General features: G+C 75.3%; 12 protein-coding genes. 6 read left to right on the forward strand and 6 right to left on the reverse strand.

Features of this window, described 5'->3' with window-relative positions:
• Nucleotides 1-39: 39 nt before the first annotated feature.
• The 3 genes from OTB20_RS27135 to OTB20_RS27145 are packed head-to-tail and all read right to left on the reverse strand — an operon-like array spanning nt 40 to nt 3,139.
• The gene (locus tag OTB20_RS27135; protein WP_267821377.1) at nt 40-945 is read right to left on the reverse strand and encodes a hypothetical protein; all 906 of its coding nucleotides are present in this window, start codon (nt 943-945) and stop codon (nt 40-42) included.
• Nucleotides 942-1,637, reverse strand: a complete 696-nt coding sequence (locus OTB20_RS27140) for a hypothetical protein (RefSeq protein WP_267821379.1) — start codon at nt 1,635-1,637, stop codon at nt 942-944. Before OTB20_RS27140 ends, OTB20_RS27135 begins: the two co-directional genes overlap by 4 nt.
• On the reverse strand, nt 1,634-3,139 hold the full coding sequence (locus tag OTB20_RS27145; RefSeq protein WP_267821380.1) for a hypothetical protein: 1,506 nt from the start codon (nt 3,137-3,139) through the stop codon (nt 1,634-1,636). The genes OTB20_RS27140 and OTB20_RS27145 overlap by 4 nt, the downstream gene beginning before the upstream one ends.
• Nucleotides 3,140-3,314: 175 nt before the next feature.
• Between OTB20_RS27145 and OTB20_RS27150 the strand changes: the two genes are divergently transcribed.
• Genes OTB20_RS27150 through OTB20_RS27160 form a run of 3 tightly spaced genes read left to right on the forward strand, consistent with a single transcriptional unit; the run spans nt 3,315 to nt 5,604 of the window.
• The gene (locus tag OTB20_RS27150) at nt 3,315-4,115 is read left to right on the forward strand and encodes a LamB/YcsF family protein (protein WP_267821382.1); all 801 of its coding nucleotides are present in this window, start codon (nt 3,315-3,317) and stop codon (nt 4,113-4,115) included.
• Nucleotides 4,112-4,732, forward strand: coding sequence for a 5-oxoprolinase subunit B family protein (locus OTB20_RS27155; RefSeq protein WP_267821384.1), 621 nt, complete (start codon nt 4,112-4,114; stop codon nt 4,730-4,732). Before OTB20_RS27150 ends, OTB20_RS27155 begins: the two co-directional genes overlap by 4 nt.
• The gene (locus OTB20_RS27160) at nt 4,729-5,604 is read left to right on the forward strand and encodes a biotin-dependent carboxyltransferase family protein (RefSeq protein WP_267821386.1); all 876 of its coding nucleotides are present in this window, start codon (nt 4,729-4,731) and stop codon (nt 5,602-5,604) included. The genes OTB20_RS27155 and OTB20_RS27160 overlap by 4 nt, the downstream gene beginning before the upstream one ends.
• 278 nt (nt 5,605-5,882) lie before the next feature.
• On the opposite strand, the gene OTB20_RS27165 is transcribed toward OTB20_RS27160, so the two are convergent.
• On the reverse strand, nt 5,883-7,289 hold the full coding sequence (locus tag OTB20_RS27165) for a HEAT repeat domain-containing protein (RefSeq protein ID WP_267821388.1): 1,407 nt from the start codon (nt 7,287-7,289) through the stop codon (nt 5,883-5,885).
• A 344-nt stretch (nt 7,290-7,633) separates the two neighbouring features.
• Entirely contained in the window at nt 7,634-8,104 is a 471-nt protein-coding gene (locus OTB20_RS27170; protein ID WP_267821390.1) for an ankyrin repeat domain-containing protein, read from the reverse strand.
• Between the two features lie 292 nt (nt 8,105-8,396).
• Between OTB20_RS27170 and OTB20_RS27175 the strand changes: the two genes are divergently transcribed.
• On the forward strand, nt 8,397-8,591 hold the full coding sequence (locus OTB20_RS27175) for a hypothetical protein (RefSeq protein WP_007262923.1): 195 nt from the start codon (nt 8,397-8,399) through the stop codon (nt 8,589-8,591).
• Nucleotides 8,592-8,641: 50 nt separating this feature from the next.
• Nucleotides 8,642-10,288 (forward strand): hypothetical protein, encoded by a 1,647-nt coding sequence (locus tag OTB20_RS27180; RefSeq protein WP_267821392.1) that lies wholly within the window; start codon nt 8,642-8,644, stop codon nt 10,286-10,288.
• Nucleotides 10,289-10,327: 39 nt separating this feature from the next.
• Here the strand turns inward: OTB20_RS27180 and OTB20_RS27185 are convergent, their stop codons facing one another.
• Nucleotides 10,328-11,830: a PLP-dependent aminotransferase family protein gene (locus OTB20_RS27185; RefSeq protein ID WP_267821394.1), complete on the reverse strand. Its 1,503-nt coding sequence runs from the start codon at nt 11,828-11,830 to the stop codon at nt 10,328-10,330.
• A gap of 218 nt (nt 11,831-12,048) precedes the next feature.
• Here OTB20_RS27185 and OTB20_RS27190 point away from each other — a divergent pair, with 218 nt between their 5' ends.
• Entirely contained in the window at nt 12,049-12,819 is a 771-nt protein-coding gene (locus OTB20_RS27190; protein ID WP_267821396.1) for a glycerophosphodiester phosphodiesterase family protein, read from the forward strand.
• Nucleotides 12,820-12,836 lie beyond the last annotated feature (17 nt).

The following is a 12,836-nucleotide window of genomic DNA, read 5'->3' on the forward strand; positions in this document are numbered from 1 at the left end:
CGTGGTCTTTCGTAGGTCGTACGGGGACGGGTGGCGGTCTCAGGCGTGGAAGGGCAGGCCCGCGTCGGCGGCGAGCTCCAGGTCGTCGCCCTCGGGCGGCGGCAGCAGGCTGGCGGAGCCGTCGCTGACGGCGACCACGCCCAGTTCGAGGAGCTCGGCCATGGCCGCGCTGCCCGCCATGTCGCGGACCTGGAGCTGGTAGCGGGGGGTGGTGCGGTACGTGCCTCCGGCCTCGTCCGCGGTGCGCTGGAGGAAGCCTGAGTCGGTGAGGAAGGCGGCGGCCTTGCCGACGATGCCGGTGGTGGAGCCGGCCAGGCGGCGGGCGTCCTTGGTGGCGCCGGTCGCGCTGCGGCGGGCGTAGACCCGCCAGGCGGCCTCCAGGCCGGGGGCGTCGGAGGCCGGGTCGGTGTTCTCGCCGAGTTCCTCGGCGCGCTCCTCCAGGCGGCGGCAGGTCTGGCGGACGAAGGCGTCGACCCCGTTGACGGTGATCCTGCCGATGTAGCCGTCGTCGGCGAGGTCCTCGGGGCGGGGGAAGGCGAGGGCGGCCACGGCGAGGTGGGCGAGGCCGTGCAGGAAGCGGTCCGCGGAGTCGGCGGTGGTGCGGCGGGCGTAGTCGCCCATGCGGACGGCGAACACCGAGTCCTCGCCGGCTGCCACGGCCATTCCGGCGCGGGGGGACACCTCCAGGACGACGAGGCCGAGGCCGGTGGCGACGGCGTCGGCGAGCCGGCCGAAGGCGGGGTCCTCGCGGTAGCGGCGCAGGAGTTCGGCGTACTCGGCGTCGCGGGCGGGCACCAGCTTGGGCTGGAGCCCGAACGCGACGAGCCGGGCCGCGTCGGCGGCGTCCGCCGGGGTGACGGGGGCCGTGGCCTGGGCGGCCGGGGCCTGGGCCGACGGCGCGTCGGGCTCGCTCCACGCGGGGTGCTCGGCGTGGTGGTCGCTCACGGGTACGTCTCCTCGGCGGTGCGGGTGTGGCGGGTACGGGTGGAGCGGGTACGGGTGGTGCGTGGCGCGGCGGTGCGGGTGGCTCCGGCGGAGGGAGGGTTTACCCCACCCCGCCCCTTCCCGAAAGCAGGGGCAAGCCCCCACACCCCCGGGCGGTACCGGCGGGCCGGGTCCCGCGACCCGACGTCCTGCAAGGCCGGGCAGCCGGTACGCACCGGCGCGGCCGGGCGGGCCCCCGACGGCGCCGGGGCGGCGCAGGCACTGGCTAGGGCGCGGCCGGGCGGGCCGGCGCGGCCGGTCCAGGCCGGCGCGAACAGCCCGGCGCGCGGCGAAGCCGAGGCGGTACAGGCCCTGGCCGGCGCACCGGCCCAGCCGCCGCTACGGACTGCCCCGAGCGCCCCGGCCTGCGGCGGCGCCAGGGCGGCGCAGGACCCGGCCGGCGCGGGACCGGACGGATAGGCGCGGGCGGTACGGGCCGGCGTGAACAGACCGGCGTGCGGCCGCGCCAGGGCGGCGCGGGGCGTCGGCGGTACGGGCAGTGCTGCGGGGGCGGGTGTGCGGGTCCCCCGGTGCGGGGCTCGGGCGGTGGCGGGGTGGGGCGGTGGGACGGGCAGGGCCTCGGCCGGGTGGGCGGCGGAGGGCCGGCCGGGCGTGGGGGGAGGCGCTCCGCGGCCCGGGGAGGGGAGGGTCATGCCGCCTCCGTGCGGTCCGCCGTCATGGCGGCCGCGTCCAGCAGGGCGGTGCCGACGATGAGGTCCGCGCCGCCGAATTCCGGGTCGTCGAGTTCCGTGCCGTCGTCGACCGCGAAGAGGAGGCGTTCCTCGCCCTGGCGGTACGCGGTCCCCACCGCCGGGCTCGCCGCGTGCACGGCCAGCAGGGCGACCAGGTAGGGCAGTTCGGCGTCGGCCCGGCGCGCCTCGGCCAGCAGGCCGGACAGCCGGCGCGGGGCGTCGTACGGGAGTTCCAGGAGGGCCATCGCGGCGGCGAGCTGCTCCTCGCTGAAGCGGCTGTCGTCGGGGGTGGCGATCAGGTCCGGCTCCGGCATCTCCGCACCGAGGTGCTCCCGCTCCACGGGCGGGGTCAGCAGGATCTCGACCAGGTCCGCGACGCGTACGGAGACGGGGCTCCGCAGGCCCGCGCCCGCGGCGAAGAAGGCGTCCGTGACCCGGCCGGCCTGCTCGACCGGGAGCGGCAGTGTGGGGGCCACCAGCTGCCCGTACAGGTCGATCCCGGAGCGCGGCGCGGGGGCCGCGAAGGACTGCCGGTCCTGTTCGGCGCGGAAGAGCGGGCCGGCGTCCAGCAGCCGGGACTGCAGCTGGGTGTGGCGGCGGATGCAGTCCTTGACGATGTCGACCAGCTCGGCGGCGCGCCGCTTGTTGTCCGGATCCTCGGCCTCGTCGCGGGCCTTGCGGATGTTGGTCAGGATCGCGTTCTCGTGGCGGTAGCGGTCGGCGACGTGGTCGAGGGCCTCGGCGATCATGTCGGGGACCGTCACCAGCCAGTCCACCGCCCGTACGTTGCGCCGGGTGGCGTCCAGCGTGCGGCGCAGGGTCTCGGCGTACTGGACGGTCCGGTAGCGGGCCTGCTCGGCGGCGAGCTGCGCGTCGGCGAGCCGGCCCCGGCTGATCAGTACCTCCAGTTTGACCTCGGCGGCGATCTGCGCGCTGGTGACGTCCGTGTCGAGGGCGCCGACCAGGACGTTGACGGCCTCGTCCGTCGTGCGCAGGTACACCGCGCCGCCGTAGCCGGGCACTTCCTCGATGAGCTTGAAGTCGTAGTCGCGGCGGACGTACACCCCGTCCGGGCCGAACGTGCCGTAGATCGCCCGGAAACCGCGGTCGACACTGCCGACGTTGATCAGGTTCTCCAGCACCCAGCGGGCCACCCGCTCGTGCTCGGCCGCCGGGCGGGCCGGCGCCTGGGCGGCGACCCTCGGCAGCAGTCGAGCCACTATCTGCTCGTGGTCGGCGCCCGTGTCGAAGTCCATGTTGAGCGTGACGAGGTCGATCGCGGCGAGCGCCACCTCCGCCATCGCGTAGACCCCGTACTCGCCGGCCAGATTGGCCTTGCGTACGTCGAGGTCGTGCAGCGGGGCGGTGCAGGCGAGCGCGCGCAGCCGCCGGGCCAGGCCCTCGTCGGCGGCCGGGCCCGACGCCGGAGAGGGAAGGGGCTTCGCCGGGGCAGGGAGAGTCACGGGCAAAGACTAGGCGCTGACCCTGACAACATCCCAAACGGGATGGTTCGCCCGATCCTCCCGGCCGCCCCGAGGCCGATGGGGACGGCGGCCGGGCCATCGCCCACGGCCCGCCGCCGAGGCGGACGCGGCCGTCGGCGGGAGCGGGGCCCGCGCGCTGTTCTACGCTCACCGCATGGCTTCCTTGATCACGCCGGACACCCCGGCGGGCACCCCCGTGATCGATCTCAACGCCGACCTCGGCGAAGGCTTCGGGCGGTGGACGCTGACGGACGACGAGGCCCTGCTGTCCGTCGTCACGAGCGCCAACGTCGCCTGCGGTTTCCACGCCGGCGACCCGTCCATCATGCGCCGCGTCTGCGAGCTGGCGGCCGCGCGCGGGGTGCGGATCGGCGCGCAGGTCTCGTACCGGGACCTGGCGGGCTTCGGCCGCCGCGCCATGGACGTGCCGGCCGGTGAGCTGGCCGACGAGGTGGCCTACCAGATCGGGGCCCTGGAGGTCTTCGCGAGGGCCGCCGGGTCCCGGGTGTCGTACGTGAAACCGCACGGCGCGCTCTACAACCGCACCGTGCACGACTCCGGGCAGGCCGCCGCCGTCGTGGCCGGCGTCCGGCTCGCGGCCGGTCCCGCCGGACTCCCGGTGCTCGGGCTGCCCGGTTCCCTGCTGCTGGCCGCCGCCGGGCGGGCCGGGCTGCCGGCCGTCCCGGAGGCCTTCGCCGACCGCGCCTACACCCCCGCGGGCACCCTCGTCCCGCGCGGTGAGCCGGACGCCGTGGTCCACGACCCGGACGCGGTGGTGTCCCGCGCGGTGGACCTGGCCGCCGGGCACGCGGTGACGGCCGCCGACGGCTCCCGGATCCAGGTCGCCGCCCGATCCCTGTGCGTGCACGGGGACACCCCCGGCGCCGCGGACCTGGCCCGGCGCGTCCGCGGGGCACTGGGCGCGGCCGGGGTGCGGGTGGAGGCCTTCGCGTGAGGGTGCTGGAAGCCGGCGCCGAGGCACTGCTGCTGGAGGTGGACTCCGCCGAGGAGGTGGCCGCGCTGCACGCGGAACTGCTGCGGCGGCGGGACGCGGGTGAGCTGGGCGGCGTACGGGACATCGTGCCCGCCGCCCGGACCGTCCTGCTGGACGGGGTACGGGACCCTCGCGCCCTCGGGGCCCGGATCGCCCGCTGGCGGGTCGCCCCGCTCTCACCGGCCGACGGGCCGCCCCCGGTGACGGTCCCGGTGCGCTACGAAGGCCCGGACCTGGCGGAGGTGGCCGCGCTGTGGGGGGTCCGCCCCGAGGAGGTGGCGGGCATCGTCGGCGCGATCACCTTCCGGGTGGCCTTCTGCGGGTTCGCCCCGGGCTTCGGCTACCTGACGGGGCTGCCCGCCCGCCTGCACCTGCCCCGACGCGCGACGCCGCGTACGGCGGTACCGGCGGGCTCGCTGGCCCTCGCGGGCGAGTACGCGGGTGTCTATCCGCGCTCCTCCCCCGGCGGCTGGCAGCTGATCGGGTCCACCGACGCGGCGCTGTGGGATCCGGCGCGCGAGCCGGCCGCGCTGTTCGCGCCGGGGGTACGGGTGCGGTTCGCGCAGGTGGCGCGGTGAAGGCCCTGGAGGTCGTACGCCCGGGCGCGCTGACCACCGTCCAGGACCTGGGCCGGCCCGGCTACGCCCACCTCGGCGTCCCCCGCTCGGGAGCCCTCGACTCGGGGGCGCACGCGCTGGCGAACCGGCTGCTGGGCAACCCGCCGCGGGCCGCCGCCCTGGAGACGACCCTGGACGGCGTGGGACTGCGGGCGGTGGGCGGCCCGGTGACGGTGGTGGTCACCGGTGCGCCCTGTGCGGTACGGGTCTGCGGGCGTCCGGCGCCGTGGGGAGCACCGCTGCTGCTCCCCGCGGGGGCGGAGCTGGAGGTCGGCCGGGCGGAGTCGGGGGTACGCGCCTACGTGGCCGTGCGGGGAGGGTTCGCGGTCGAGCCGGTGCTCGGCAGTCGCTCGACCGATCTGCTGTCGGGCCTCGGCCCGCCGGCGCTGTCGGCCGGGGTGCTGCTGCCTGTGGGGCCGGCCGGACCCGACCCGGTGGCCGGGGCCGACGCCCTCGCGGTGCCGGGCCCGCCCGCGGAACTCGTGCTCCCGCTGCGCCTGGGGCCCCGGGCGGACTGGTTCACGGCCCAATCCGTGACGGGCCGGCTGCTGCGTGCGCGGTACCGGGTCTCGGCGTCCTCGAACAGGATCGGGCTCCGCACGGAGGCGGGTCCGCCGCTGGTCCGGGCGCGGGGCGGCGAACTGCCGAGCGAGGGCATGGTGCTGGGCGCGGTCCAGGTCCCCCCGGACGGCTACCCGGTGGTCTTCCTGGCCGACCACCCGGTGACCGGCGGCTACCCGGTGATCGGCGTGGTCCCCGCGGGCCCCGCGCTGGACGCGGCCGCGCAGGCGGGCCCGGGGTTGCCCGTGCGGTTCGTGATTGCCGGGCGCTGAGCCCAGGCCGGGGCGCTGAGCCCGGTCCGGGCGGCGGACGGGGGAGTCGCGGCTCCTCGCGGTAGCGGTAGCCCTCGGGCTGTCCCCTGCCCGCACTTCCAGCGTCTCCAGGCTCCGGCCGGGCGATGCCCGGCCGGGCATCGCCCGGCCCAGGTCCTCCAACGCCGGACGGGCCGAGGGGTTCCGGGCTGCGCCCGGCCCCCTGGAGGGCCGCCCCGGGCCCCGCGGGGCCGGTGGCAGGCGCCCCCGGCCCGTGGGCTCCGGGCCGTCTACACCGTCTACACCGCCGACTCCGGGGCGATCCGGCTCCGGACCGCCGACTGCACGTCCTCTTCCTCCGCGGGATCGGCCGCCAGGCGGCGCAGCCGCGGGGCGACGCGGGCGTCGGCCGTTTCCGCGTGGTGGGCGGCCACCTCGCGGGTGGTCTCCTCGCAGTCCCAGAGGCACTCCACGGCGAAGCCCGCCGCGAACGAGGGGTCGGTCGCCGCCAGGGCCCGCGCGACGCGGCCCCGCAGGTGGGAGGAGGCCGTCTCGCGGTAGACGTGGCGCAGTACCGGCGCCGCGCAGCCGATCCGGAGCCGGCCGGCTCCGTCGACCAGGGCGAACAGGGGCGTGGAGTCCGGGCCGGAGCCGCGGACGGTGTTGCGCAGGGCTCCGAGGACCAAGGTGGCGTCCTCGGCTCCGCCCCGGGCGGCCAGGAGGGTCGCGGCGGCCGTTCCGAGGGCGTCGGGGCGGTGGACCCAGCGCCGGGCCCGCTCGACGGCGGCGGGGCCGCACATGCGCTCGTAGGCGGCTACGGCCGGCTCGTCGCCGGCGGCTTCGATGAGGTCCAGTACGGCCGGGTTCTCCGGCTCGGCGAGGACCAGGTGGTGCAGCGCGGTGGCGCGGGCGGCCTCGCCGGAGGATCCGGCGGCGGCTGCCAGGACCGCGGAGCGGTCCTCGGGGGTGGCTACGGCGGCGAGGCAGCGGGCGGCCGGGACGTGCAGGGGGGTGCCCCGGCGCAGTCCGTCGGCGGCCCAGTCGAAGACGGCCTGGACGCCCCAGCCGGGCTGGGGGCCGCGCGAGGTGAGCTGGCGCTGCCAGCGGTCGAAGGAGCCCTGTTGGCGGGCGGCCTTCAGCCGCGCCGCGGTCTCGGGGGCTTCGGGTGCCTCTTCCCACAGGCACCAGGGCCTGGGCTCGTAGGCATCGCGGACCGCGGCGGCCAGCAGTGCATCGCCTTCGGCGGTGGCGGGGAAGCGGGCGAGGACGGGGGCGGCCAGGGAGCGCAGCCCCTCGTCGTCGTCGCGCAGGGCGAGCTCGTCGAGGGCCCAGGCCCAGTTGGCGCCCGTGGCGGCGTAGCGGCGCAGCAGCATGAGCGCGTCGTCGCGGCCGTACGAGGCCAGGTGGCCCAGGACGGACAGGGCGAGGCCCGTGCGGTGGTCGTCCTCGTCGACGAGGACGTCGACGCCGAAGAGGTGGGCTTCGATCTCACCCAGGGGGCCGTCGAGGTCCAGGTACAGGCGTGCGTAGTACAGGGAGCGGTTCTCGACCTGCCAGTCCTGGCGCGGATCGCCGGCCACGCACTGGTTGAGCGCCGTGAGGGCCTCTGCCCTGGGCGCCGCGAGTGCGTGCAGCGTGCCGTCGCCGCGGCCGCGCTGGAGGAGCCCGAGCAGGGTGCCGCTCGGCGCTATGACTGGTTCGAACATGGGAATGGCCTCAAATCAAGCTGGGGACGCAACCGGGAATCGGAATTCACAGGGCCGCGTAACAGCATGCGAGGACGTCCGCCGTCAGGTTCCGCTCGATGTAGACCATTGCCTTCTCACTCTCGTCGGTGCTTCTCGGCCAGGGCGGCGGTCCCCCGGCAGGTGTGGGGGTCGGACACCCGTTGTGTCCTGCCCGCTCCTGCCCGTCCGCCATGTCCGCGAATCGAATCCGACGCCATGATGACCCAGGCGGTTTGTGCACCGCGACCACATTTAAGGCTGCCGTGACCAACCCGTGAGGTCTGGACCGGCCACGGAGCGGCTCAGGAACCGCCAAAAGCGGACTACTTGGCTCCGAAAAGTTCCAGCAGGTCGGCCTTGGCGAACATGCGAGCCGTGTCCACGGCGGAGGGCGTTCCGGCGCTCGGGTCGGCGCCACCGGCGAGCAGCGCGCGGATGACGGCCTCCTCCCCCTTGAAGACCGCCCCGGCGAGCGGGGTCTGGCCGCGGTCGTTGGCACGGTCGGCCTCGGCTCCGCGGGCCAGCAGGGCCGTGACGGCGTCGGCGTGGCCGTGGTAGGCGGCGAGCATGACGAGGGTGTCGCCGCGGTCGTTGGTGAGGTTCGCCGGGACGCCCGCGTCGACGTAGGCGGCCAGGGTCTCGGTCTCACCCCGACGCGCGAGGTCGAAGATCTTGGTGGCCAGCTCGACGACGTCCTCGTCGGGAACGTCCGGGGAGCCCGCGGAGCCCTGGGCGCCCTGGGCGTTCTGGGGCTCCTGGGAGCGCCGGGAGCCGTCCTCGACGTGCTCACTCATCGGTCGTACCGCCTTTCACGGGCAGGGCTGCGCACGGCACTGCGTCCGTACGGGTGAAGCGTCAGAGTAGCGCCCGGACCTGCACATGAGAGGCGCGGGCCGAGGCAATGATCACCTTGCGCATCACCCTGCGACCTCCGTCCCCCCATCCCGCCAGGCGCGCCAGCCGGGATGGGCCGGTCAAGTGAAAAATTGCTGGATTCACCCGTATGCACCTTTTATCGCATTGATACTTCCTGTGAGCCTGGAAGAACTGATGGTGACTGTCCCCACCCACCAGGAGAACTGACTCATGGTCCTGTCCATCTCAGGTGTCGTCCTGCTCGGCATCATCTGCTTCCTGTTCTTCAAGAAGGACGGCATGAAGCTGACGCACGCGTTCGTGTGCGCGCTCTTCGGCTTCTTTCTCGCCGGCTCCGCCATCGCCCCCAGCATCACGGCGAGTACGGCGAGCCTCGCGAGCCTTCTCGGCGGGATCAAGCTCTAGCGCCCGGCGACCGCACCCACCCGAAGCTTCCACAACTCCAGGAGACGCCCGTGGCCCGGCGCCCACTTCCCCGAATCCTCAGCAGCGGCACCGTGTCGCTGAACCGGGGCCGCGACTTCGCTCGCACGGCCGCCGACAGCGCCACGGACGTCCTCCATCCGCTCCTCACCATCGGACGCGGCCTGCGCGTCCTGGCCTCGGCCGGGCGCCGCAAGTGGTGCGACACCCCAAAGGACAAGCGTGGTCCCGCGCTGTTCCTGGGTGCCGCCTGCGTCCTCGTGGTCGCGCTCGTCCCCTACGGCCCCCTCACCGCCCTGATCACCCTCATGGCGGCGGCGGCCTGGCAGGGACGCGACCGCACCCCGGTGAAGACCGGGCCCAGCGATGCCGAGGCCGAACGGCTCGGCTCCCTCTACGAAGCCCTCGTGCCGTACTTCTCCATTCCGGAGGACCCCAGCCCCCTCTTCGCCCACGGCGGGGAGTGGGACAAGGCCTTCAGCGGCTACGAGTTCGACGAGGCGGGCCGCGTCACCCGGCTCCACATCCGCTACCCGGCCTACTTCACCGACGGCGAGGCCGCTTCGCGGGCCCGGATCGAGGCATTGCTGCACGCCAAGTCCGGGCGCGGACGGGAGTATCTCTTCGACTGGGACGAGGAGGGCAACCAGCTCGACCTGAGTGTGCTGGCGGCGCTGCCGACAGGCATCGCCGCCCAGCCCTTCGTCACCTCACCCGGTGAGACCGTGCTCGGCTTCACCGACCCCGGCAGCGTGCAGCGCACCCTGCCCGTCCTGGACGGCGACGAGCCCCGCGACATGCCGCCGGTCATCTGGCGCACCGGCTCCCGTTCCGCCGAGCCCCATCTGCTGGCCGTGGGCCAGCCCGGCAGCGGTACGTCCACGCTGCTGCGCTCCATCGCCCTGCAGGCCCTGCGGCACGGGGGCGACGTACTGATCGTGGAGGGCGGCGGCACCGGCGAGTACTCCTGCCTGTCCGGCCGCGCCGGCGTCCTCGCCGTGGAGTGCGGGCCGACCGGGGCGCTGGCCACCCTGGAATGGGCCGCCCGCGAGACCGAGCGGCGTCTTATCGCCACCCACCGGGCCCGCGAAGCCGGCCGGCCCGCGCCCGAGGACACCCGCCGTCCGCTGTGGATCCTGCTCGACCGGCCCAGCGTGCTGGCCCACCTGGCCGCCGCCGAGGGCGCCCCCGACCCGATCGCCCAGCTCCAGGTGCCGCTGCGGCACGGGCGTGCCGCGCACGTCACCGTGGTGGTGGCCGAGCAGTTCGACCATCTGGAGCTGCTGAACGACTCCGTCTGGCAGCACACGAGGGCCCGCGCGGTGCTCGGAGCCGCCACGATCCAGCAGATCGCCGATGTACTGGGGCTGCCCCCGCACACCACGCCGACGGCCGTACTGCCCCCGGGGCGCGGGTACGCCCGGCTCGGCGCGGGCCCCGTGCACCGGCTCCAGGTGCCCGCCACGCCGGACCCGTACGACGACGCCACCCACCCGGGGCACCGGCAGGCGGTACTGGACCTGCTGCCCGAGCGGCAGGCGCAGCCCAAGCCCGTCCAGGAACACGTCACGCCGACGAAGCCGCTGCGCATCCTGCAGCCCGTCCAGCCGCCCGCCCAGGCCCAGGGACCGGCGATCGACGCCTCGGAGATCCCCGAGGTGCCGGCGGACGCCCCGTAGGCCTTCCCGGGACCTCCGCGGTACGCGACCCGCCCTGTCCTACGCGACGAAAGTGCGCGGCGGCTCCGCTCCGCCGCCGCCCGCTCCGGTGGCGACCAGCCTGGCGGCGGCGGCCAGCCGGACCGCCGCTTCCTCGGCCACCGGGCCGCCGACGGTGAACGGGAGCCGGACGTACCCCTCGAAGGCCCCGTCCACACCGAACCGGGGCCCCGAGGGGACCCGTACGCCCACCCGCTCCCCCACCTCGGCGAGCCGGGAGCCCGAGAGCCCGCCCGCGCGGGCCCACAGGGTCAGACCGCCGAGCGGTACCCGGAACTCCCAGTCGGGCAGCTCCCGGCGGACGGCCGCCACGAGGGAGTCCCGGTTCTCACGGGCCTGGTCGCGGCGGATCTCCACGGCCTGCGCCCAGCCTCCGGTGCGCATCAGCCAGTCGACCGCGAGCTGCTCCAGTACGGGCGTGCCCAGGTCGGCGTACGCGCGGGCGGCCACGAGGCTGCGGATGACGTCGGGGGCCGCCCGGACCCATCCGATGCGCATTCCGGCCCAGAAGGCCTTGCTGGCGGAGCCGACGGTGATGACGGTGGAGCCGGCCGGGTCGAAGGAACAGACGGGGCGCGGCATCTCCAGCACCGGGTCGAGCTGGAGCTCGACCATGGTCTCGTCGGCGACCAGGACGGTGCCGGCGGAGCGGGCCGCCTCCACCATCGCGCGGCGCTGCTCGTCGGAGGCCAGCGCCCCGGTCGGATTGTGGAAGTCGGCGACCACGTAGGCGAGGCGGGGGGCGGAGTCGCGCAGCACCTGGCGCCAGACGTCCATGTCCCAGCCGGTCAGGCCCTCTCCCATGGCGACGGGCACGAGTCGGACACCGGCGGCGCGCATGAGCTGGAGGATGTTGGCGTAGGACGGGGATTCGACGGCGATCCGTTCTCCGCGTCCCGCGAAGAGGCTGCAGATGGCGTCGATGGCGCCCATCGCGCCCGTGGTGACCATGATCTGTTCGGGCATGGTCGGGATGCCGCGCTCGGTGTAGCGGTCGGCGAGCGTGCGGCGCAGCGCGGGCAGTCCGGCCGGGTAGTCCCCGTGGGTGTGGGCGTACGGCGGGAGTTCCTCCAGGGCGCCCTGGACGGCCTTGGTGAGCCAGGGCTCGGGGGCCGGGAGGGCGGCGCAGCCGAGGTCGATCATCGAGCCGAGGGACTCGGGGGGCAGGGGCTCCAGGCCGCGGGCCGGCATGGGGTTGCCGGCGGGCACCGAGGTCCAGCTGCCCGCGCCCCGGCGGGATTCGAGGAACCCCTCGCCGCGCAGCGCCTCGTAGGCGGCGGCGACGGTGGTGCGGCTGACGGCGAGCGCGACGGCCAGCTCGCGCTCGGCGGGGAGCCGGGCGGCGACGGGGATGCGACCTTCGAGGACGAGCAGGCGGATGCCGTCGGCGAGCGTGCGGTACGCCGGCAGCTTGCGGCCGCCGGCCACGGCGGCCCGGCCCTGCTGGGAGGTGATGAGCCGGCCGAGCTGTGCGGCACCGACGGCCGAGGTCCACTGCGCCATGTGTTCCGGTCCACTTCCGCGAAATTGGCCCCTGCCGGCCCTTCGGGGTCGGCATTGGATCGATTCTTCCGGTCCAGAGTGCCACGGGGCGGCCCGATGCCGGGCCAAGGGGGCCCTATAAGTGCCGAGGGAGACCCCGGGGTGGGCGGGGCAGGCCGTTCACCGGCCGGACACGGGGGCGCTCCCGGTCCGGCGGGAACAGCGGGCATACTGCCGCGGTGACGCACGTACGCCTGTCCCACGCCTACCTCGACCACCCGGGTCCGATCCCCTTCGCGCACCGCGGCGGGGCCGCGGACGGGCTGGAGAACACCGCCGCCGCCTTCCGGCGGGCGGCCGCCGCGGGCTACCGGTACTTCGAGACCGATGTGCACGCGAGCGCCGACGGGAAGCTGGTCGCCTTCCACGACTCCACCCTGGACCGGGTCACCGACGGGCAGGGGCGCATCCGGGAGCTGCCGTGGAGCCGGATCCGCGAGGTCCGGGCCGGCGGGACCGAGCCCCTCGCACTGTTCGAGGACCTCGTGGAGGAGTTCCCGGACGCCCGGTGGAACGTGGACGTCAAGGACGAGTCCGCCCTGCACCCGCTGCTCAACCTGATCGCGCGGGCCGGGCTCTGGGACCGGGTGTGCGTCGGCTCCTTCTCCGAGAACCGGGTCGCCCGGGCCCAGAAGATCGCCGGTCCGCGCCTGGCAACCTCGTACGGGGTGCTGGGGGTGGTCGGGCTGCGGCTGCGGTCGTACGCGATCCCCGCCGCGCTGCGCGCGGGCGCGGTGGCGGCGCAGGTACCGGAGACCCAGGCGGGCGTCCGCGTGGTGGACCGGCGGTTCGTGCGCGCGGCCCACGAGCGGGGGCTCCAGGTGCACGTGTGGACCGTGAACGAACCGGAACGCATGGAGGCCCTCCTGGATCTGGGAGTCGATGGCATCATGACCGACCGGATCGACATCCTGCGCACGGTGCTGGACCGGCGCGGAGCCTGGGCCTGACCGGCCCGTTCGGCTGC

Origin of the sequence: Streptomyces sp. H27-H1 (assembly GCF_026627445.1) — a bacterium.
In the GTDB taxonomy this organism is placed as follows: Bacteria; Actinomycetota; Actinomycetes; order Streptomycetales; family Streptomycetaceae; genus Streptomyces.

Coding starts and splice junctions, on each gene's coding strand:
- OTB20_RS27150 (WP_267821382.1), top strand. CDS start 3,315: ATGGCTTCCTTGATCACGCCGGACACCCCGGCGGGCACCCCCGTGATC.
- OTB20_RS27185 (WP_267821394.1), bottom strand. CDS start 11,830: ATGGCGCAGTGGACCTCGGCCGTCGGTGCCGCACAGCTCGGCCGGCTC.
- OTB20_RS27175 (WP_007262923.1), top strand. CDS start 8,397: ATGGTCCTGTCCATCTCAGGTGTCGTCCTGCTCGGCATCATCTGCTTC.
- OTB20_RS27170 (WP_267821390.1), bottom strand. CDS start 8,104: ATGAGTGAGCACGTCGAGGACGGCTCCCGGCGCTCCCAGGAGCCCCAG.
- OTB20_RS27140 (WP_267821379.1), bottom strand. CDS start 1,637: ATGACCCTCCCCTCCCCGGGCCGCGGAGCGCCTCCCCCCACGCCCGGC.
- OTB20_RS27165 (WP_267821388.1), bottom strand. CDS start 7,289: ATGTTCGAACCAGTCATAGCGCCGAGCGGCACCCTGCTCGGGCTCCTC.